Below are 19,524 nucleotides of genomic sequence, written 5' to 3'. Positions count from 1 at the left end.
ATGTTGGACTCCCCCTCAGCCTCACAGGGCGAACATCGCCCAGTGATTTAGGACATGCCAGTCGGCAGACACGTCTCCGTCACTCTCAGCTCACCAGGGAAACCGGTTGTACTCCGCGTCCTCGTCCCCAGCGAGCAGCTCATCGAACGTGGAGGCGCGTGACACTGGGAGCGCAACTACCTGCTGTCCAGCCTGCTCATTCAGGTTGTCAATGGCGAACTTAGTCTTGTACAGAGCGTGGTCACTCAAGTTCCGCGCCCCGCGGAGTAGCCAATCCCAGGAGTGCACTGCAATTCTGGCCTGCTCCTCAGTGCGCGCCCTCGAGGCCTGTCGCTCGGCTGAGGGGTCATCACGGCCAATGATGACCAGGCCTGGAGCGCGCGTAGTGAGGCCGTGGTACCCCTTCTCAATCTGCGTGTAGCTCACATTGCGGGTGAGCCATTCCCGCCAGTCCTCGACCTGCTCTATCGCGTGTCGCGTCTGTTGTGCGAGTTTGCCTTTCTTGGTCAGAATTTGGTGCCGCGCACCCTCAATTTCAACCGTCAGCCACTGAGGACCAACGCTGTTGATACCTAGGATGAGAAAGTCGGGGACATGCTCCGCACCAAGGCGCGGCTTCGGAATGACGAAAGTCTTCCATCCTCCGACAACGGTCGAAGCTAGCAACTCGGGATACTGGGTCAGCACCACTTGCAGCGGCTCCTCCCGCCGCTCCCCCGATTCGAGCAACTCTTCGAGCGCGCGAATCGCCTCCGGCGTCGGTATGTGGCTATTCAGTTCGTACTGCGACAGGAGACCGAAGTTGTCTAGGTTCGTTGAGGTTGACACGGTCGAGTTGAGTACGGAATCACCGGCGCTCTTGACGGCCGCCTCATATTGGGGAGACCCGACGCGCGCCACCATTTCGAGGTGGTTCGGCCATGCGCTCCGAACTGGCTTCAGCTTCATAAAGATCCGGCCACTGTCCTGGATGGTCGATATGACCCTCCGTTCGCCCTCCCGCCAACCGGCACAAGAAACAACATCGCCGACCTCGGGCTTCAGATTCCGCAGGCCGCGAACTGTCTTGAGGATGTACCTCGACTCAAACCAGGCGCTTACCTCTTCACTTGTATCTGTGAGAAGTGATTCGGTGCGTGAAACACCCAGCTCGTCCTCAATGTCCCGGAGCACCGCGGGGATTCCGTCAGCGGATCGAAACGCGAGTCTCAACTCGGTGCATAGTCGGTAGCGCAGCACCACTGCCGCCACGGGGGCTGGCAGCGAGACAGGGAGGTCCACTCCGAGGCTCTTCGCGGCGCTCAACTGTTGGGCCGAAGGCCCTGATGCTTGACGTTCGAGGCTGTCAGCAACCAACTGCCAGCGGGGTACCGTCGTCATAGAACCGCTTCGTTCATCATTCGCACACCCTATCGGGCTGTCGACGGCGCTCGAAGAGTAGACATGGAGGCGGGCCAACCGCTTCGTCAGAGCCATGCCTTCAGTGCACAGGCCAGCTAGAGCGTCCCAACCACCAGGCGGCACCTGCCAACTGCTGCCGACACCAACCAACTCGGCCTTCATGCACGGATTGCTCGCATCGCGAGCGTGTGCACCACGAACGGCAATCGAGGGCGGTCGTGTTGGGAACCTGCAGCCCTACGGCCAACCCCCGCACATCGCGGCTGGACAGTGAGCCAGAACCTCCGCCCCGACCAACTCGGACCGCGAGCTATTCCTTCTTCCTGAGCGGCTAGAGCCCCTCACACCTGCGGTCGAACAAAGACCAGCCGGTCTTCAGGATTCTGTAACTTAAGGTGAATGCCTGACCAACGCGCTGCAAGTCACCGCCCGCGGCGAACACCGCCATACCTCCGGCTTGGCGCTCAACCAGCGAGCTGCGGGTCATGACGGCCCAACCCAACGCGTGCGCATCTCCGCTGAGCTGCTGCCACAACGGCCTCACAAGAGCCGCACGTACGGGGTCATTCAGAACCTCGGATGCCGACCACGCGATGACATCTGTCAACTCCAAGGTCTGCCTCTCTGTAAGAGTTGACGTCTTCCGCCAGAGCTGGCGTGCGTCGTCTCGACGTCTTTGCATGTGGGCCATGCTCCGCTGCATCTGCTGCCGGTCACTTACATCATTAATGAGCGGCATGTACTCGGCGGCATGCTGCAACGCGCGGCGATACCACTCATCGATCACCCGCAGCGCACGTTGCTGTCGCTCAGCGCGGTCGTCCGGCCCTAGGATCCACAGCGCTTGGCTAGCGCCGACCAGACCGCCGCGGAGAACGGTGAAGTGAGAACTCGGGTAGATGTCCTTCGCCTCGATCGCTGTTCTCGCCAAGTTCAGGTGCTGGGTAGCGGCGACAAGCGACTGTCGGGCGATCTCGGATGGTGGCATCCATCGCCAGATGGCATCATCTAGAGCTGCTTCACTTCCCCGCTCAGGTTCCTCCACGCATCGTGACCGCACACGCCAAGCTTCGAGGGTTGAGAATGTCGCCGTCATCCGTTCGAGCGCGCGGCGATCGCTGTCAGAGAGCGCAATCATTCCCCCAGTGTCGTACATGCGACTGGTGGGACCCACCCATCACGGCGGCCCGCTCGCGATCTCCGCTACCAGCCACACGAGGATCGATCAGATCGAACGGTCCCTAGGCGCTCTGAGCTGTGGGTCGAGGCGGTCGTCGGCGAGGGAAGCATTGGGAGAAGGCAGGTGCCGTTCGTCGATGTCAGCGACGTATCGGTTCCAGCCGACGCCAGCCTGAAACCTTGCTACCCAAACCCTTGTGCCCCAGGGTTCCTCGCGCCTCGCCCTGCCCCTGCACCAGAGATCAGTAATGCCGTCGGGGAGAACAAGGTCTAGGACAGACTCGAAGGACCCATCTTCATAGGTGTCCGAGAGTCGGCAGAAATACGATTGAACCCGATGGCTGCGGCCAAATAGGAAGAGGTGCCTCTCGTCCGCGGGCTCGGCTCGCAACTTCGCGATGTTGTCCAAAGCCCAGGCGGCTGCGAGTAGTTCAGCGCAGACCTGATGCAGTTCGCCTATCCGTGGTGGGATCGAACCACTTTCTGACTGCGACAGGCCGTCCCTCTTGGCTTGAGCCCATCTACTCATGAGCTTCTTGTCCGGTGGTGAAGTCACTTCGACAATGCCCCGGCGCCGTTCTCCACCAGGATAAGTCCACGCCCCGTCAGGCTTGTTGTTGCCCGCTCCGGCGTCGGCGAGGAAGATGCTGACGCCAAGGACCTGCTCCAGGATGCGGAACGCAATCTCCTCCTCACGACTGGTCGTCGACCCGGCTGCATTATTCACCTTGCGACCATAACTCACAGGCCCCAACCCCGTCTCCGGGGGTCAGTACTGGGCATCCCCAAGCACCCGCACATCGGCATGACCGAGCGCTCGGCCATTCGATACGACGACGAACGCAGCAGCTCCGTGGCACGCCTCACCAGGACGCATCATTGCTCCGCAGGGCTCCACAAAGCGCCGATGCAGTGACCGCCACCAAAGAGCCCGACTCCGAGATCACGCCGAGGCGTCAGAATCCCAGACGGCCCAAGTGCTTGGGATCGCGCTGCCACTCCTTGAGCACCTTCACGTGGATCTGCAGGTGCACCGGCGTGCCGAGCAGCTTGTTGATCTGCTGCCGGGCGGCGGTGCCGATCTCCTTCAGCCGCTCCCCGCGGTGCCCGATGATGATGCCCTTCTGGGAGTCGCGCTCCACGATGATGGAGGCGAACACGTCGATGAGTGGCTTGTTCTCCGGACGGTCGGCGCGCGGGATCATCTCGTCGATCTGCACGGCGATGGAGTGCGGCAACTCGTCGCGCACGCCCTCGAGTGCTGCCTCGCGGATGAGCTCGGCGATCAGCGTCTCCTCCGGCTCGTCGGTGATCTCGCCGTCGGGGTAGTACACCGGGCCCTCGGGCAGGAGGGAGAGCAGCACGTCGGCGACGACGTCCACCTGCTCGCCGGAGGTGGCCGACACCGGCACGATCCCACCCCACTCGATGCCCATCTCGCGTCCGACCTCGTCGATCGCGGCCATGTGGGCCAGCAGCCGGTCCTTCTTGACGAGGTCAATCTTCGTGGCCAGGGCGACGAGCTTCGGACGGTTCTGCAGCGCGGCGATCTCGCCGAGGATGTGCTTGTCGCCCGGGCCGATCTTCTCGTTGGCCGGCAGGCAGACGCCGATCACGTCGACCTCCGCCCAGGTGTCGTAGACCAGCGCGTTCAGGCGCTCACCGAGGAGGGTCCGCGGCTTGTGAAGCCCCGGGGTGTCGATGAGTACCAGCTGCCCGTCGGGGCGCGTGACGATGCCGCGCACCGCGTGGCGGGTGGTCTGCGGCTTGGACGACGCGATCGCGATCTTCTGCCCGACGAGCGCGTTGGTCAGCGTCGACTTGCCGGCGTTCGGGCGCCCGACGAAGCAGGCGAAGCCCGAGCGGTGGGTCTGGTCAGTCATCTTCCACGTCCTCCTGGTCGTGTTCGTGCAGTTCGTCCTCCGGCAGGAGCCGGACGAGGACGGTGCCGATCTGGTGCCGCCGGCCGACGGCGCGGTCGGCGATCATCTCGATGCCTTGGTACACCGTGCGCGACCCGGGGATCGGCACGAGGTTGAGTTGCTTCGCCATCAGGCCCCAGACGGTCTCGACGTCCTCGTCGTCCAGCTTGAGCCCGAACAGCTCGCCCACCTCGTCGAGCGGCAATCGGGAGGACACGCGGTAGTGGTCGTTCCCGATCTTCTCGACGCGGTCCACCTCGGTGTCGTACTCGTCGACGATCTCGCCCACGATCTCCTCGAGGATGTCCTCGATCGTGGCCAGCCCCGACGTGCCGCCGAACTCGTCCACCACGACCACGAGGTGCGAGCGGGTGCGCTGCATCTCCTTGAGGAGCTCCGCTGCTGACTTCGAGTCGGGGCAGAACGTCGCCGGACGCATGATGTCCTCGACCGTCTCACCCCGCTCCGCGTCCGGGTAGTCGTAGATCCGCTTCGTGACGTCCTTGAGGTAGACGATGCCGAGGATGTCGTCGAGCCCCTCGCCGACGACGGGGATCCGGGAGAAGCCCGAGCGGAGCGCGAGGCTCAGCAGTTGCCTCAGGGTCCGGTCGCGCTTGATGAACACCATGTCGGTGCGCGGGACCATGACCTCCTTGACCAGCGTGTCGCCGAGCTCGAACACGGAGTGGATCATGCGCGACTCCCCCGCCTCGATCAGCGCACTGGCCTCCGCCGCGGAGACCATGTCGAGGAGCTCCGCCTCGGTGGTGAACGGCCCGTCGGCGAACCCCTTGCCGGGTGTCAGCGCGTTGCCGATCAGGATCATGAGCTGCGCCACGGGGCTGAGGACGCTGGTCAGCACGCTCGTGAGCGGCCCGAACAACTGCAGGACCCGCACCGGGTGCTGCCGGCCGAGCGTGCGCGGCGCGACACCCCAGAGGATGAACGAGATGAACAGCATCACCCCGACGGTGATCAGCACCCGCACCCAGTCGGTGTCGAAGTAAGTGAACGCCACCATCGCCACGATCGTGATCGAGGTGATCTCGAGCGCCATGCGGGCGAACATGATCGAGTTGATCGTCGGCGCCGGGTCCTGAGCGATGAGCAGCATGCGCTCGCTGCCGGGCACTTCCTCCTCGACGAGGCGCTCGGCGCGGCCCTTCGTCGTGACCGCCGCCGCCATCTCGATCGCGGCGAGGATGCTCGCGAACACGGCGCACAGCAGCGCCAGGCCCAGTTCAATCCATTCGGACTGTGACACCATTACCCATTTCAGTCAGGAACTCGCAGTTTATCCCGCTGGCTTGGCCAGTCGCCACACGATGCCGATCGCCAGCACGACGAGCCCGCCGGCCACGGACACGACCGGGAGGGTCACCACCAACACCAGGCACAGCACCGCGCCCACCACCTGCCACGCCTTCGGGTACCGGCGCGCGTCGGGCTCCTGGGTGTAGGCGGCGACGTTGGCGATGAAGTAGTAGAGCAGCACGCCGAACGACGAGAACCCGATCGCGCCGCGCAGGTCGGCCACGAGGACCACGACCGTCAGGAGCACGCCGAGCGTGATCTCGATGCGGTGCGGGGTCTTGAACCGCTCGCTGGTGCGGTTGAAGAAGCCCGGCAGGTCGCCGGTCCGAGCCATGGCGAGCCACGTGCGTCCGATGCCCGACAGGAGGCCGAGCAGGGCTCCGGCGCTGGCGGCGGTGGCACCGGCGACGAGCACACCGCGGGCCACGGCGTTGTCGTCGACGAGCAGGGCGAGCGGCGCGGTGGACTCGGCGATCTGTTCCGGCCCGACGAGCACAAGCAACGAGACGGCGACGAGGACGTACAGCCCCAGCGTGAACAGCAGTGCGGTGATGATGGCGCGGCGGATGTTGCGCTCCGGGTCGACGACCTCCTCCCCCATCGTCGCGATCCGGGCGTAGCCCGCGAAGGCGAAGAACAGCAGACCGCCGGACTGGAGGATGCCGTAGAGCGACGCGTCGCCCCACCCCTCCGGCGCGGACCCTGGCGCCGACACCCAGCCGGTGCCCAGCGCCGTGATGATGCCCACGAGGGCGATCGCGACGAGCACCTTCGCCACCTGCGCGGTGCGGGTGGCGCCAAGCACGTTCACCAGGACGAGCACCCAGATGATGCCGACGGCGACGGGCTTGGTCCAGCCCTCCGGCGCCCAGTACGCGGAGAACACCATCGCCATCGCGGCCGCGGACGCGGTCTTGCCGACGACGAAGCTCCACCCCGCGAGGTACCCCGGCCAGGGGCCCAACCGCTCCCGCCCGTACACGTAGGTGCCGCCCGCCGACGGGTACTGCGCCGCGAGCTGCGCGGAGCTCGTCGCGTTGCACCAAGCCACCAGGGCCGCGAGCGCCAGGCCGACGAGCAGCCATCCGCCGGCCGCCTCCGCGGCAGGGCCCCAGACCGCGAACACGCCGGCGCCCACCATGGAGGCGACACCGATGGCGATCGCGTCGCCGAGGCGCAGCCGGCGCGCCAGTTGGCTCACTTGGCCCGCTCGATTTCCCAGGCGGCGATGATCTTGTCGTTGAGGCCGAACATCACGGCCTTCTCCTCGGGCTCCGCGTGGTCGTGGCCGAGCAGGTGCAGCAGCCCGTGGATCAGCAGGTACTCCGCCTCGGCCCTCGGCTCGCGCCCGTTCTCGGCGGCCTGCCGCTCGGTCACCGCCGGGCAGAGGACGATGTCACCGAGCAGCCCGAGGGGCGGCTCCTCCCCTTCCTCGGGGGCGCGCAGCTCGTCCATCGGGAAGCTCATCACGTCGGTGGGCCCGGGGAGGTCCATGAACCGCTCGTGGTAGTCGGCCATGGTCTCCTCGTCGACGAGGACGATGGAGAGCTCCGCCTGCGGGTGGATGCGGAGCTGGTCGAGCGCGAACCGGGCGAGCGCCACGAGGCCCTGCTCGTCGGCCTCCATCCCGGACTCGTTGTTGAGGTCGATCACCGTGCGCGTCCCTTCCTGGCTTCCTGGGCGGAGTCGTACTGGTCGTAGGCGGCGACGATGCGCCCCACCAGGCGGTGGCGGACCACGTCGCGGGCGGTCAGGTGACAGAAGGCGATGTCCTCCACCCCGTCGAGGATGTCCTGAACCATCTTGAGCCCGGAACGGTGGCCGCCCGGGAGGTCGATCTGCGTCACGTCGCCGGTCACGACCACCTTGGAGCCGAAGCCGAGGCGGGTGAGGAACATCTTCATCTGCTCCATCGACGTGTTCTGCGCCTCGTCGAGGATGATGAACGCGTCGTTCAGCGTGCGGCCGCGCATGTACGCCAGCGGGGCCACCTCCACCACGCCCGAGGTGAGCAGCTTCGGCACCGAGTCGGAGTCCACCATGTCGTGCAGCGCGTCGTACAGCGGCCGCAGGTAGGGGTCGATCTTGTCCGTCAGCGTGCCGGGCAGGAAGCCGAGCTTCTCCCCCGCCTCGATCGCCGGGCGGGTGAGGATGATGCGCGTGACTTCCTTGTTCTGCAGCGCCTGGACCGCCTTGGCCATCGCCAGATAGGTCTTGCCGGTGCCGGCGGGTCCGATGCCGAACACGATGGTGTGCCGGTCGATCGCGTCGACGTAGCGCTTCTGGTTCAGGGTCTTGGGGCGGACCGTCCGGCCACGGGAGCTGACGATGTTCTGGGTCAGCACCTCCGAGGCGGCGACGTCGGGCTCCTCGGACATCTGCACCACCCGCTCCACGGTCTCGGGGGTGAGGCCCTGCCCGGTCCGGATGATGGCGACGAGCTCAGAGATGATTTCCGCCGCCTGCGTGACGGCCTCGGTCGGGCCCGTGAGCGTGATCTGCTGTCCCCGCACGTGCAGGTCGGCGGTGAGTTTGGCCTCGAGCATGCGCAGGTTCTCGTCGCCCGGCCCGAGCAGGCTGATCATGTCGATGGACGGGGGAACGTTCACTACCCGGCTGCCGGGCAGCTCATGGAGTTGACTCAGGGGTCGGCCTTTCGACTCGGCGCGCGGCGGATCTCACCGGGCCGCTCCCAGCTTAGTCGTCCAGCAGGGACTCCTCGGTGATGATGTGCATCGCGGCCTCCTCGGCCGAGGCGGCGCCGCCGCTGAAACCGACGTCGCGGCCGACGGTCCCGTCGCCGTGGACCAGCCGGCCGGCGCGGCTCGCGCCCACCTGCCGGTCCTCGTAGAGGGGGTTCCACTTGCCGTCCAGCTTGTGCGGGTCGTGCTCCGGCAGCTCCTGCTTGATGCGCATCTCCAGCGTTTCGCCCTGGCGCATCTCGGCCGGCGTGTTGCCGAATCCCTGCGCGGGGCTCCAGGCGTCCGGCGCAACATAGCCCTCGTCCAGGACGTCGTCGACCCCTCGGTCGATGAGCGTTTCACTGGCTTGCAGCTGCTCGACGTGGAACTCGTCGCGGTCCGTTGCTTCGTTGCCTTCCATGACCCAAGTTTGCCACCAACTCCGTGCGATCGGAGCGCAGGGCTAAGATCCTCCGGGTGAGCACCCCGACCTTCGCCCAGCGCACCGCAGGACCATACGACCTGATCGTGGCGGCTTTCGTCGGCCTGCTGCTGATCTCCAACGTGGCCGCCGTGAAGCTGATCCAGTTCGGTCCCGACGTGGAGGTCCTCGGTTTCCCGGTGCTGCCGATCATCACCGACGGCGGCTTCATCCTGTTCCCACTCACCTACGTCATCGGGGATGTGCTCGCCGAGGTCTACGGGCTACGGGGGGCGCGCCGGGCCATCGTCATGGGGTTCGTCATGGCGTCGATCGCCTCGCTGACGTTCCTGCTCGTCGGCATCGCGCCGGCGGCGGCCGACTGGCCCAACCAGACCGCCTACGACGCCATCCTCGGATTCGTGCCGCGCATCGTCGTCGCGAGCCTGGCCGCCTACTTCGTCGGCCAGTTCCTCAACGCCTGGGTGCTGGTGTGGATGAAGACCCGCCGTCGCGACGGTGGGCTGTGGGCCCGGCTGCTGGGCTCCACCCTCGTCGGGCAGGCCGCCGACACCACGATCTTCTGCCTCGTCGCCTTCTACGGCGTGCTCACGGGCGGCAGCATGCTCAACTACATCCTCGTGGGCTTCGTCTACAAGGTGCTCGTGGAGCTCCTCGTGATGCCGATCACCTACCGGGCCGTGAAGTTCGTCAAGCGGCGCGAGCCCACCTACGCCGACTCCGCGCCGGTCACCGACGACGTAGACGTCTAGGCGGTCGCCGCGCCCGCGTAGAAGCGCCCGAGGAACTCGTCGCGGTAGGCGTGGAAGTCGCCGGTCCGGATCGCGGCGCGGATGTTGTCCACGAGCCGCACGGTGAAGCGCTCGTTGTGGATGGTGGCCAGCGTCGAGGCCAGCATCTCCTTGCCCTTGAACAGGTGGTGCACGTAGGCGCGCGTGTAGTGGCGGCACGTGTAGCAGTCGCAGCCCTCCTCCAGGGGAACGAACGAGCGCTTGTGCCGGGCGGTGTTGACGTTGTAGCGGCCGTCCGCGGTGTAGATGGCGCCGTTGCGGGCCACGCGCGACGGGTTCACGCAGTCGAACGTGTCCCCGCCCATCTCGATCGCGGCGAAGAAGTCGTCCGGCTCCGACAGCCCCAACATGTGGCGCGGCCGGTCGTCGGGAAGCTCCTCCACCATCCACCGGGTGATCTCGCCGAGCCGTTGCTTCTCGAGCGCGCCCCCGAGGCCGAACCCGTCGAACCGCTGCCCGTCGACCTCCAACTCCGCGAGCCCGCGGGCCGCGCGCCGGCGCAAATCCTCGTACTGCGCGCCCTGGACCACCCCGAACAGCGCCTGGTACGGCTTGCCGACCCGCTCCTCGGTCAGCCTCCGGTGCTCGGCGAGACACCGGACCGCCCAGCGGTGCGTGCGCTCCACCGAGGCCTCCTGGTACTCGCGGGTGTTCATCAGCGTCGTCAGCTCGTCGAAGGCGAACATGATGTCTGCGCCCAGTTCGTGCTGGATCCGCATCGACACCTCGGGCGTGAACCTGTGGGGATCCCCGTTCAGGTGCGACTTGAACGTCACGCCGTCCTCGTCGACGAGCGCCCGCCGCGTCTTGCCGTCCGCGATCACGTCGTCGTCCTGCAGCCCCTCGGTGTCCATGGCCAGCACCTTCTTGAAGCCGGCGCCCAGGCTCATCACCTGGAAGCCGCCGGAGTCGGTGAAGGTGGGTCCGGGCCAGTTCATGAACCGGCCGAGGCCGCCGGCCTCGTCGACGACGTCCGACCCCGGCTGGAGGTAGAGGTGGTAGGCGTTGGCGAGGACGGCCTGCGCCCCGAGATCCGCCACGGCCTCCGGCAGGACCGCCTTCACCGTGGCCTTCGTGCCCACGACGATGAACGCCGGGGTCTCGATGTCCCCGTGCGGCGTGTGGATCACGCCGGTGCGGCCGGGGGCGCCGTCGATCCTGGCTCCCACCTCGAAGGAGAAGCTCACAGCACCTCCAGTTGGCCGAGCGCGACGGCGCCGGCGGTGGAGGTGCGCAGCACGTGGTCGCTGATCCGCACCGGCACTGCACCCGCCGCGACGAGCATCTCCAGCTCGGCCGGCGAGATGCCGCCCTCGGGACCGACCACCACCGCGACGGAGGCGGCGTCGGGTGCGGCGTCGCGGAGGTGGACCTCCGCCTCCTCGTGCAGGACGAGGACCGACTCGACGTCGGCGAGCTCGCGCAGCAGCGTCTTGTTGGTGACGAAGGCGCACTCCGGGATCGTGAGCCGACGGGACTGCTTGGCCGCCTCACGGGCGGTGGCCTCCCACTTGGCCAACGACTTGTCGGCACGGTCGGCGCCCCAGCGCACGATGGAGCGGTCGGACTGCCAGGCGACGATCCGGGCGGCGCCCAGTTCGGTGAGCATCTGCACGGCGAGCAGCGACCGGTCCCCCTTGGCCAAGGCCTGGACCGCGACGGTGCGTCGCCTGGGCGTCGGCCCCTCGACGATGCGCTCCACCCGAACGACAAGTTCGGACTTGCCGCTGGCGACGACGGGCCCCTCGGCCCCCAGCCCGCGGCCGTTGGCGACCAGCACGCACTCCCCGACCTCGATGCGCTTGACCGAGGCGTGGCGCGCCTCCTCGCCCACGACGCGCAGCTCCCGGCCCACCTCGAGCGCGTCGAAGTCGGCCAGGAACAGCGCGCTCGTCACGACAGCCGGTCCTGCAACCAGCCGAGCAGGCCGCCCTTGCCCTTGTGGGCGATGGCCTCGGGGTTGATCTCGTCCCGGGACTCGGCCAGCTGGCGCAGCAGGTCGCGCTGGTGGTCGTCGAGCCGCGTCGGGGTCTGCACGAGGAAGGTGACGCCGAGGTCGCCGCGGCCGCCGCCGCGCAGCTTCGGCACGCCGCGCTCCTTGATGGAGATGCGGGTGCCGGACTGGGTGCCCGCCGGCACCTCGACGGCCACGGTGCGGTCCTCGACCGCCGAGTTCTCCCACTCCGCCTCGAGCGTCGCGAGGTCCACCGTGGTGCCGAGCGCAGCCGCGGTCATCGGCAGCTTGACGACCACCTCGAGGTTGTCGCCCTCCCTGCGGAACGTCTCGTGCGGGAGGACGTTGATCTCGACATAGAGGTCGCCGGCGGGGCCGCCACCGGGGCCCACCTCGCCCTGCGCCTCGAGATGGATCCGGTTGCCCGTCGCCACACCGGCCGGGATGCGGACCGAGATGTTGCGACGGGAGCGCACGCGCCCCTCACCGGAGCACTCGCTGCAGGGGCGCGGCAGGATCGTGCCGTAGCCGCGACAGTTCGGGCACATCTGCGAAGTGCGGATGTCGCCGAGGAAGCTGCGCTGGATCTGCAGGATCTCGCCCTGCCCGTCGCAGGTGGGACAGGTGACCGGCTCGGAGCCCGGCTCGCCGCCGCTGCCCGTGCACTTGGGGCAGACCACGGCGGTGTCGACCTTGATGGGCTTGGTGACGCCGAAGACCGCCTCGTGCAGCTCCAGGTCGGCGCGCACGAGCGCGTCCTGGCCCCGGCGGACCCGCGACCGGGGGCCGCCCCTGCCGCTCTGCGTGCCGAACATCGCGTCGACGAGGTTGGTGAAGTCGAAGCCGCCCGCGAAGCCGCCGCCGAAGCCGGAGAAGCCGGCGCCGGCCCCGTTGGCGTGCCTGGGGTCGCCGCCGCGGTCGAAGATGGCGCGCTTGTTCGGGTCGCTCAGCACCTCGTAGGCCTCGCTGAGTTCCTTGAACTTGTCCGCCGCGCCGGCATCGTCCTGGGCGACGTCGGGGTGCACCTTCATGGCTCGGCGGCGGTAGGCCTTCTTGATGGCCTCCGCGGACGCGTCCCGGTCGACGCCGAGGATGGCGTAGTAGTCCTTCGTGCTCACAGTGTGTGAATCAACCTTCCATGAGGAAACGGCTCACGTAGCGCGCCACGGCACGTACGGAAGCGATGGTGGCGGGATAGTCCATCCGGGTGGGGCCCACGACGCCGAGGCTCGCGGCCCGCTCACCCGCAGCACCGTACCCGCTGGCGACGAGGCTCGTCGACTGGAACCCGTCGGCGGTGTTCTCCTCGCCGATCCGGACCGTGACGTCGTCGCCCGCCGCCTCGCCGAGGAGCCGCATCAGGACGACCTGCTCCTCGAGGGCCTCGAGCAGGGGCCGGAGGTCGCGCTCGAACCGGGCGCCCGCCAGGTTCGGCACGCCGGCGACCACCACCTGCGACGTCGGCTCCGCGGCGAGCAACTGCAGGGTGGTGGCGACGATGCTGGCCGCCATCGGGCGGTACTCGGGCCGGATGGTCTCCAGCACGTTCGCCAGCGCGTCGGCGGCGTCGTCCGGGGCGCGGCCGATCACCGCACCTACGATCTGGGAGCGGAGTTCCGCGATGGCGTCGGGGTCGAGGTAGCCGACCTCGACCACCCCCTGGTCGACGCGCCCCGACGCGGTGACGATGATCACCATCACGCGCTCGGGGCTGAGCGTCACGAGTTCGGCGTGCCGGATCTGCCCGCGCTGCGTGACCGGGTACTGCACGATCGCCACCTGGTGCGTGAGCTGCGCGAGGAGCCGCACCGTGCGCGCGATGAGGTCGTCCATGTCGAGCGTGCCGTCGAGGAAGGCCGAGATGGCCCGTCGCTCGGCGGGCGACAGCGGCTTGATGCGGGCCAACTTGTCGACGAACAGCCGGTAGCCCTTGTCGGTGGGGATGCGGCCCGCGCTGGTGTGGGGCTGCGTGATGTAGCCCTCCTCCTCCAGCAGGGCCATGTCATTGCGCACCGTTGCGGCGGACACGTTCAGCTGGTGCCGTTCGACGAGGGCCTTGGAGCCCACCGGCTCCCGGCTGGCGACGTAGTCGGTCACGATCGCCTTCAACACCTCGAGCTTGCGGTCGTCGAGCACAGCCACCTCCTCTGGCACTCACATTGGGCGAGTGCCAGCTTACCCCTCCCTGCTCGCTGGCAGAAATGGCGAGCGACGACAATGGGCGCGGCCTTGGCCACCGACCCTATGCTGACCCCATGGACATCTCGTGGAAGCCAGTCGCCGACCGGGTCTGGTACACCGTCACCCAGCCCCACGACGCCAACGTCGTCTGCATCGCCGGCGACGAGCGCGCGGTCCTCGTGGATGCCGGGGGTTCGGCGGAGTCCGGCGACTCCCTGCTCGCGAGCGCCCGCGAGCTGGCCGGCGTCCCGCTCGACCACGTCATCGTGACCCACCACCACGACGACCACTGGCGCGGCCTGGTCGGGATGGAGGGCGTCGAGTCCATCGCGCACGAGAACGTCGTGACCGACACCGACGGCGAGTTCCAGCCCAGCCGGACGTTCAGCCTCGCCCTGCCGCTCAACCTGGGCAACCGGTTCCTCGAGATCGTCCACTACGGCCAGGCCCACACCCGTTCCGACGTCGTGGTCGTCGCGCAGAGTGCGGGGGTGGTCGTCGTCGGCGACCTGCTCGAGAGCGCCGGTGACCCGCAGTTCGACGAGACCTCGAAGATCGGCGGCTGGCCGCAGGTGCTGGACGCCGTCGTCGGCGCCTCCCGCCGCGACACCGCGTTCGTCCCCGGCCACGGGGAGCCCGTCGACCGCGAGTTCGCGCTCCTGGCGAGCGGCGACATGGCGATCCTCTTCTCGACGGTCGAGAACCTCATCCGCTCCGGCGTGCGGCGCGATCGTGCCTTCGAGGCCGCCGAGGAGTGGCCGCTGGCCGAGGAGACGGTGCGCCGCGCGATTCCCATGATCTACGACGAGCTGGAGGCCGAGGGCGTCGTCCCCCGCACCCAGCTGCCGCTCAGCAGCTTCTGACTCAGAACACCCACTCCGCGGTGGCGCGCTCCCAGATCTCCGGGGTCCGGGCGATCATCAGCCCGCGCCCGCGGGAGCGCACGGTGTAGTCCTCGCCGTCGAGCATGCGCGCCACCCCGCCGGTCTCGGCAAGCATGAGGCTCCCCGCGAGGTGGTCCCACGGGTGCGCGTTCGCGAAGTACATGAAGTCGAGCTCCCCCGACACCACGGCCGGGTAGTCGAAGCAGGCCGCGCCGAAGCTGCGGACCACCGGGTTGAGGCTGCCGCCGGCGGTGAAGCCGAGGCGGCGTCGCTGCGACGAGGCACCCTGCGGCAGGTCGTGGCGTCGCCGCCGGTCCAACGACTCACCGTTGAGCAGCACGTCGCCCGCCCCCTTCTCGACAGTGTAGAGCCGCTCCACCTGGGGCTGCCAGATCCAGCCGCGCGTCGTCTCGCCGCGGCGCAGCTCGGCCAGCATGACGCCGTGCTCCTTCTTGCCCTCGACGAAGTTGCGGGTGCCGTCGATCGGGTCGATGACGAAGGCGTGCTCGGCGTCGCCGAGCGAGTCCAGGACGGAGCTGCCCAGGAACACGCCCTCCTCCCCCACGACGAGCGCGTCCGGGTAGACCCCCAGCAGCAGGTTGGTCAGGTACTCCTCGGACTCGCGGTCCGCCACGGTGACGAGGTCGCCGGGCCGCTTCTCCTCCACGTCGCCGCCGGCGAGTTCCCGGAAACGGGGGTTGACGACCGCGTCCGCGGTCTCCTTGAGAAGCTCGGCGATGCCCGGGGTGTCCATGCCCCCAACCCTATCCAAGACTCACAGGTGGTCCTGGGTGACGAAGTCGATGAGCGTCTCGACGATGGTGTTGAGCTGCGGCTCGAGGTCTCGCCAGCTCTCCACCCGGCCGAGGATCGCCTGCCAGCCGCGGGCGATGTCCGCCTGGTCGTCGTGGGGCAGCCCCAGCGCGGCCAGCGTGCCCTTCTTGAAGTCGACGTCGCGCGGCACGTCCGGCCAAGCCTTGCGCCCGATCCGCGCCGGCTTCACGGCCTGCCAGATGTCGATGAACTCGTGCCCGAGGATCTTCACGGTGTCCGCGTACCCGGCGGCGTAGACCTGCTTCGTGATCCGGGACTCCTTGGAGCCCGGGACCAGGTGGTCGACGAGGACGCCCAGCCGCCTGCCGGGCTCGGGCCGGAACTCCTCGACGATGGCGGGCAGGTCGTCGATGCCGCCCAGGTACTCGACCACGACCCCGACGTGCCGCAGGTCGGCGCCCCAGATCTTCTCGATCAGCTCGGCGTCGTGCCGGCCCTCGACGTAGATGCGGCTGGGCAGCGCGACCTTGGCGCGCTCGGGGGTCTCCCCCACCCTCGAGCCGGAGGCGGTGTACTTCGGCTTGGCCGTGCCCTGCCGGAGCGGCGGGCGCAGCGCCACGGGTTCGCCCTCGAGCAGGAAACCCGGCCCGAACGGGAACCCCCGACGCTTGCCCCTGCGGTCCTCGAGCAGCACCACCCCGTGCTCCCAACCGACGACGGCGCCGACGTAATCGTCGATCTCGACGACCATGTCCAGCTCCGCGGGGACGTCCCTGGTCTTCTTGAGGTGCGCCTTCTGCCAGCCGGGGGCGAGCACGTCGCGGGAATAGCGGTCCATTCGTACGAAGTTATCGCAGCTCCAGTTTCCTGCCCACCGACACGACGGTGCGCCAGACGAGGACGGCGGACAACACGTAGGAGATCCAGAAGACGGACATCGGGATCCCCATCCCGTCCGGGTCGTTGATCATGTCGACCAGGGGAAGCGACCAGCTCCAGGTCTCGGTTAGCGGGGCGTAGCTGGGCGGGATCAGGAACGCGACGATCGCGATCACCTGGAACGCGGCGTAGACGATCAGGAAGGTGATGACCGGCCCCATGGCGCCGGTGCGGTTGATCCAGGCCTCGCTCCCGACCGCCACGGAGAAGTAGTACTGCACGATCGTGGAGATCAACAGCGCCAGGAGGTTCAGGCCCAGGAACCACACGAACCAGGGCGCGCTGCCGAAGAGTTCCCGGAACCCCGACCAGAACAGTTCATAGGTGATCATGCCCAGCTCGACCGCGGTCGCCAGGCAGACGAGCAGCAGCACCATCGCCCAGAGCACAGCCGCCACCGTCACCAGCATGGCGTAGACGAGCTTGGCACCGACCAGTGTGGATCCCCTCACCGGCAGCGTGTGGGTGAGGTAGCCGCGGCGGCCGAACGACGACCGGTAGAAGTCGACGGCGAGGTAGATCTGGACCCCGAAGGCGAACACGAGGGCGATCGTGAACGCCACACCGAAGGGGAACATCGCCACGACCGGCGAAATGAGCGCCAGCCCGTACGCGACGGCGGCGATCAGCAGCGCGATGAGCGCCGCGAGGCCGAGCGGTCCACGAGTCCGTAGGAACTCGTGCTTCATCAGTTTTCCGACCATCGGTACACCTCTCTGAATAGCTGGTCCATGCTCTTGCCGTGCTGCTCGCGGAGGTCGTCGACCCCGCCCTCGAGCAGCACCTGCCCGTACCGCATCATGAGGACGCGGTCGAGGATTGGCTCCACGTCGCTGATCAGGTGGGTGGAGATCAGCACCAGCGAGTCGGGTTCCAGGTGGCGCACGACGGCGCGGAGGATCACGTCGCGGGCCGCCGGGTCCACTCCCGAGATGGGCTCGTCGAGGAGGAACACCCTCGCGTCGCGGGACATGGCGAGCGCGATCTGCGCCTTCTCGCGCATGCCCTTGCTCAGCTGGGACAGCTTCATGGCAGGTTCGAGGCGGAAGAACTTCAGCAGGTCGTCGAACTTCTCGCGGTTGAAGTCCCCGAAGAAGTCGGCATACATGTCCGCGCAGCGGCGGATGCGGTCCCCGTCGGCGAGGAAGCTCTGGTCCGGCAGGAAGCTGACCAGGGCCTTGGACTCGGGACCGGGGCGGTGGCCGAGGATGGAGACCTCGCCGTCGTACTGCAGCATCACGCCCGCGAGCACCTTCAGCAGCGTGGTCTTGCCGCAGCCGTTCTCGCCCATCAGGCCGACGACCTGGCCCTGGCCGAGCGAGAAGGTGAGGTTGTTGAGCGCGGGGAACCTCCCGTAGCGCTTGGTGAGTGATTGGACCTCGATGGCCGTCATCTATGCATTCCCTTCCAGGTCTGGCCAGCGGTTGGTGAGCAGCTTCCTGGCGCCCTCGAGGCTCATGCCGAGCCCGCGCGCCCGTTGGATGAAGTCGTCGGCGCTGCCGGCCGCGACGGCGTCCCTGAGTTCGTCGATCCGGGCGGTGTCGTCGGTGACGAAGCGCCCGACGGTCCGGTCGGGGACGGTGATCCCCTGCCGGTCGAGCTCGGCCAGCGCCCGCTGCATCGTGTTCGGGTTCACTCCCAACTCCACTCCGAGGTCCCGCACCCCGGGCACCCGTGTGCCCGCCGGCCACTGGCCCGTGACGATGCGTCGTGAGCACTCGTCGACGAGCTGTAGCCAGATCGGTGCCGAGCTGTTGAATTCCAACGCCCACACCTCCTGTATTGCTGTATTAGGTACTTAATACAGTAGTACAACGCGCGTGCGGCGTCAACGCCGGCGTGGGCGCTGTCGGTGGTTGGATGGATGTCAGTCCAGGAGGTCGCGCACGATGCCGTCGGCCATCAGCCGCCCGGCCTGCGTGAGGGTCAGGCGCCCGTCGCGGACGAGCCCCCATCCGGCGGCGGCGACATCGGGGACCCGGGCGCGTTCGGATTCGGTGAGGACGTCCAGCGGGAGCCCCTCGGCGAGCCGCAGTTCCAGCAGCACGCGCTCGACGCGACGGTCCTCGGGGGTGAGCCGCTCACGGCCCTGCGCCGGCGACTCCCCGGCGAGGATCCGCTCGGCGTAGGCCGCCGGGTGCTTTCGGTTCCAGAAGCGGACGCCGTCGACGTGCGAGTGCGCGCCGGGACCGATCCCCCACCAGTCGCCGCCGCGCCAGTAGGCGAGGTTGTGGCGGCACTCGCCCCCGGGACGCGCCCAGTTGCTCACCTCGTAGTTGGCGAAGCCCTGGGCGGCGAGGAACTCGTCGGCCACGAGGTACTTGTCCGCCAGGTCGTCCTCGTCGGGCATCCCGACGAGCCCCCTGCGCACCTGCATCGCGAGCCTCGTGCCCGGCTCGACGATCAGCGAGTAGGCGCTCACGTGGTCGACCGGCGTGCTGGTCACCGCGTCGAGGCTGCGCTGCCAGTCGGCGAGGCTCTCGCCGGGCGTGCCGTAGATCAGGTCGAGGCTCACGTGCTCGAATCCTGCGTCGGCCGCCCAGCGGGCGGCGTGGAGGCCCCTGTCCGGGGTGTGGGTGCGCTCGAGGACGTCGAGGACGTGCGGGACGGCCGACTGGAAGCCGAGCGAGATGCGCGTGAACCCGGCCGAGCGCAGCGTCCGGAAGTAGTCGGCGTCAACGGAGTCGGGGTTGGCCTCGGTGGTGACCTCTGCGCCGTCGACGAGGTGGAAGCGGTCCGCGATGGCCTCGAGGAAACCGGCCAACTGCCTGGCAGGCAGCATGGTGGGCGTTCCGCCCCCGAAGAAGATCGTCGACACGTCGGCTCCCCCCACCACACGGCGGGCGAGGTCCAGCTCGCGCAGCGCCGCCTCCAGGTAGGCATCGGTGGACATGCCGCCGAGCTCGGACGGCGTGTAGGTGTTGAAGTCGCAGTAGCCGCACCGCGTCCGGCAGAACGGCACGTGGACGTACAACGACAGGGGTCCGTCGAGGCGCACCCCCGCAGGGAGGGCGCCGTCGGCGGGTACCGGTTCGCCGTCGGGCAACTGGGATGGCACCGGG

General features: G+C 68.0%; 21 protein-coding genes. 2 read left to right on the top strand and 19 right to left on the bottom strand.

Going from position 1 to position 19,524, the window contains the following annotated elements:
• Nucleotides 1-90 precede the first annotated feature (90 nt).
• The 9 genes from BLR46_RS14900 to BLR46_RS11405 form a co-directional block, all read right to left on the bottom strand.
• Nucleotides 91-1,476 carry a Shedu anti-phage system protein SduA domain-containing protein gene (locus tag BLR46_RS14900; protein ID WP_176761758.1) on the bottom strand — a complete coding sequence of 462 codons (1,386 nt, stop codon included), beginning with the start codon at nucleotides 1,474-1,476 and terminating at the stop codon, nucleotides 91-93.
• A gap of 256 nt (nucleotides 1,477-1,732) precedes the next feature.
• A complete protein-coding gene (locus BLR46_RS11435; protein WP_143008285.1) occupies nucleotides 1,733-2,539 on the bottom strand; it encodes a hypothetical protein in 807 nt (268 codons plus the stop codon).
• A gap of 87 nt (nucleotides 2,540-2,626) precedes the next feature.
• On the bottom strand, nucleotides 2,627-3,307 hold the full coding sequence (locus BLR46_RS14895; protein WP_143008284.1) for a hypothetical protein: 681 nt from the start codon (nucleotides 3,305-3,307) through the stop codon (nucleotides 2,627-2,629).
• A 229-nt stretch (nucleotides 3,308-3,536) separates the two neighbouring features.
• Entirely contained in the window at nucleotides 3,537-4,463 is a 927-nt protein-coding gene (gene era, locus BLR46_RS11430; RefSeq protein ID WP_093252284.1) for a GTPase Era, read from the bottom strand.
• Nucleotides 4,456-5,766, bottom strand: coding sequence for a hemolysin family protein (locus tag BLR46_RS11425; RefSeq protein ID WP_176761757.1), 1,311 nt, complete (start codon nucleotides 5,764-5,766; stop codon nucleotides 4,456-4,458). Before BLR46_RS11425 ends, era begins: the two co-directional genes overlap by 8 nt.
• Before the next feature lie 30 nt (nucleotides 5,767-5,796).
• Nucleotides 5,797-7,017, bottom strand: a complete 1,221-nt coding sequence (locus tag BLR46_RS11420; protein WP_218118443.1) for an APC family permease — start codon at nucleotides 7,015-7,017, stop codon at nucleotides 5,797-5,799.
• Nucleotides 7,014-7,469, bottom strand: a complete 456-nt coding sequence (ybeY, locus tag BLR46_RS11415) for an rRNA maturation RNase YbeY (protein WP_093252278.1) — start codon at nucleotides 7,467-7,469, stop codon at nucleotides 7,014-7,016. The genes BLR46_RS11420 and ybeY overlap by 4 nt, the downstream gene beginning before the upstream one ends.
• On the bottom strand, nucleotides 7,466-8,401 hold the full coding sequence (locus tag BLR46_RS11410; RefSeq protein ID WP_093252277.1) for a PhoH family protein: 936 nt from the start codon (nucleotides 8,399-8,401) through the stop codon (nucleotides 7,466-7,468). The genes ybeY and BLR46_RS11410 overlap by 4 nt, the downstream gene beginning before the upstream one ends.
• Nucleotides 8,402-8,513: 112 nt before the next feature.
• Nucleotides 8,514-8,918 carry a DUF5709 domain-containing protein gene (locus tag BLR46_RS11405; RefSeq protein WP_093252275.1) on the bottom strand — a complete coding sequence of 135 codons (405 nt, stop codon included), beginning with the start codon at nucleotides 8,916-8,918 and terminating at the stop codon, nucleotides 8,514-8,516.
• A gap of 56 nt (nucleotides 8,919-8,974) precedes the next feature.
• Here BLR46_RS11405 and BLR46_RS11400 point away from each other — a divergent pair, with 56 nt between their 5' ends.
• Entirely contained in the window at nucleotides 8,975-9,691 is a 717-nt protein-coding gene (locus tag BLR46_RS11400) for a queuosine precursor transporter (RefSeq protein ID WP_093252274.1), read from the top strand.
• Here BLR46_RS11400 and tgt read toward each other — a convergent pair.
• The 4 genes from tgt to hrcA are packed head-to-tail and all read right to left on the bottom strand — an operon-like array spanning nucleotide 9,688 to nucleotide 13,820.
• Nucleotides 9,688-10,917, bottom strand: a complete 1,230-nt coding sequence (gene tgt, locus BLR46_RS11395; RefSeq protein ID WP_093252273.1) for a tRNA guanosine(34) transglycosylase Tgt — start codon at nucleotides 10,915-10,917, stop codon at nucleotides 9,688-9,690. The genes BLR46_RS11400 and tgt overlap by 4 nt on opposite strands.
• Entirely contained in the window at nucleotides 10,914-11,627 is a 714-nt protein-coding gene (locus BLR46_RS11390) for a 16S rRNA (uracil(1498)-N(3))-methyltransferase (RefSeq protein ID WP_093252271.1), read from the bottom strand. Before BLR46_RS11390 ends, tgt begins: the two co-directional genes overlap by 4 nt.
• The gene (dnaJ, locus tag BLR46_RS11385; RefSeq protein WP_093252268.1) at nucleotides 11,624-12,802 is read right to left on the bottom strand and encodes a molecular chaperone DnaJ; all 1,179 of its coding nucleotides are present in this window, start codon (nucleotides 12,800-12,802) and stop codon (nucleotides 11,624-11,626) included. The genes BLR46_RS11390 and dnaJ overlap by 4 nt, the downstream gene beginning before the upstream one ends.
• A 10-nt stretch (nucleotides 12,803-12,812) precedes the next feature.
• Nucleotides 12,813-13,820, bottom strand: coding sequence for a heat-inducible transcriptional repressor HrcA (gene hrcA / locus BLR46_RS11380; RefSeq protein ID WP_093252265.1), 1,008 nt, complete (start codon nucleotides 13,818-13,820; stop codon nucleotides 12,813-12,815).
• Nucleotides 13,821-13,939: 119 nt separating this feature from the next.
• On the opposite strand from hrcA, the gene BLR46_RS11375 reads away from it, so the two are divergent.
• Nucleotides 13,940-14,728 carry an MBL fold metallo-hydrolase gene (locus BLR46_RS11375; RefSeq protein ID WP_176761756.1) on the top strand — a complete coding sequence of 263 codons (789 nt, stop codon included), beginning with the start codon at nucleotides 13,940-13,942 and terminating at the stop codon, nucleotides 14,726-14,728.
• A 1-nt stretch (nucleotide 14,729) separates the two neighbouring features.
• Here the strand turns inward: BLR46_RS11375 and BLR46_RS11370 are convergent, their stop codons facing one another.
• The 6 genes from BLR46_RS11370 to hemW form a co-directional block, all read right to left on the bottom strand.
• The gene (locus BLR46_RS11370; protein WP_093252261.1) at nucleotides 14,730-15,503 is read right to left on the bottom strand and encodes an inositol monophosphatase family protein; all 774 of its coding nucleotides are present in this window, start codon (nucleotides 15,501-15,503) and stop codon (nucleotides 14,730-14,732) included.
• Between the two features lie 21 nt (nucleotides 15,504-15,524).
• A complete protein-coding gene (locus tag BLR46_RS11365; protein WP_093252258.1) occupies nucleotides 15,525-16,361 on the bottom strand; it encodes a DUF3097 domain-containing protein in 837 nt (278 codons plus the stop codon).
• 10 nt (nucleotides 16,362-16,371) lie between these two features.
• Nucleotides 16,372-17,151 carry a hypothetical protein gene (locus BLR46_RS11360; protein ID WP_093252255.1) on the bottom strand — a complete coding sequence of 260 codons (780 nt, stop codon included), beginning with the start codon at nucleotides 17,149-17,151 and terminating at the stop codon, nucleotides 16,372-16,374.
• Nucleotides 17,151-17,855, bottom strand: coding sequence for an ABC transporter ATP-binding protein (locus tag BLR46_RS11355; protein ID WP_093252253.1), 705 nt, complete (start codon nucleotides 17,853-17,855; stop codon nucleotides 17,151-17,153). Before BLR46_RS11355 ends, BLR46_RS11360 begins: the two co-directional genes overlap by 1 nt.
• Complete coding sequence (locus BLR46_RS11350; protein ID WP_093252250.1) at nucleotides 17,856-18,227, bottom strand: GntR family transcriptional regulator; 372 nt, start codon at nucleotides 18,225-18,227, stop codon at nucleotides 17,856-17,858.
• A 102-nt stretch (nucleotides 18,228-18,329) separates the two neighbouring features.
• Nucleotides 18,330-19,520 carry a radical SAM family heme chaperone HemW gene (hemW, locus tag BLR46_RS11345; RefSeq protein ID WP_093252248.1) on the bottom strand — a complete coding sequence of 397 codons (1,191 nt, stop codon included), beginning with the start codon at nucleotides 19,518-19,520 and terminating at the stop codon, nucleotides 18,330-18,332.
• Nucleotides 19,521-19,524 lie beyond the last annotated feature (4 nt).

The organism is Tessaracoccus oleiagri, from assembly GCF_900103275.1.
GTDB classification, from domain to species: Bacteria; Actinomycetota; Actinomycetes; order Propionibacteriales; family Propionibacteriaceae; genus Arachnia; species Arachnia oleiagri.
This window is presented reverse-complemented; position numbering and strand designations above follow the sequence as displayed.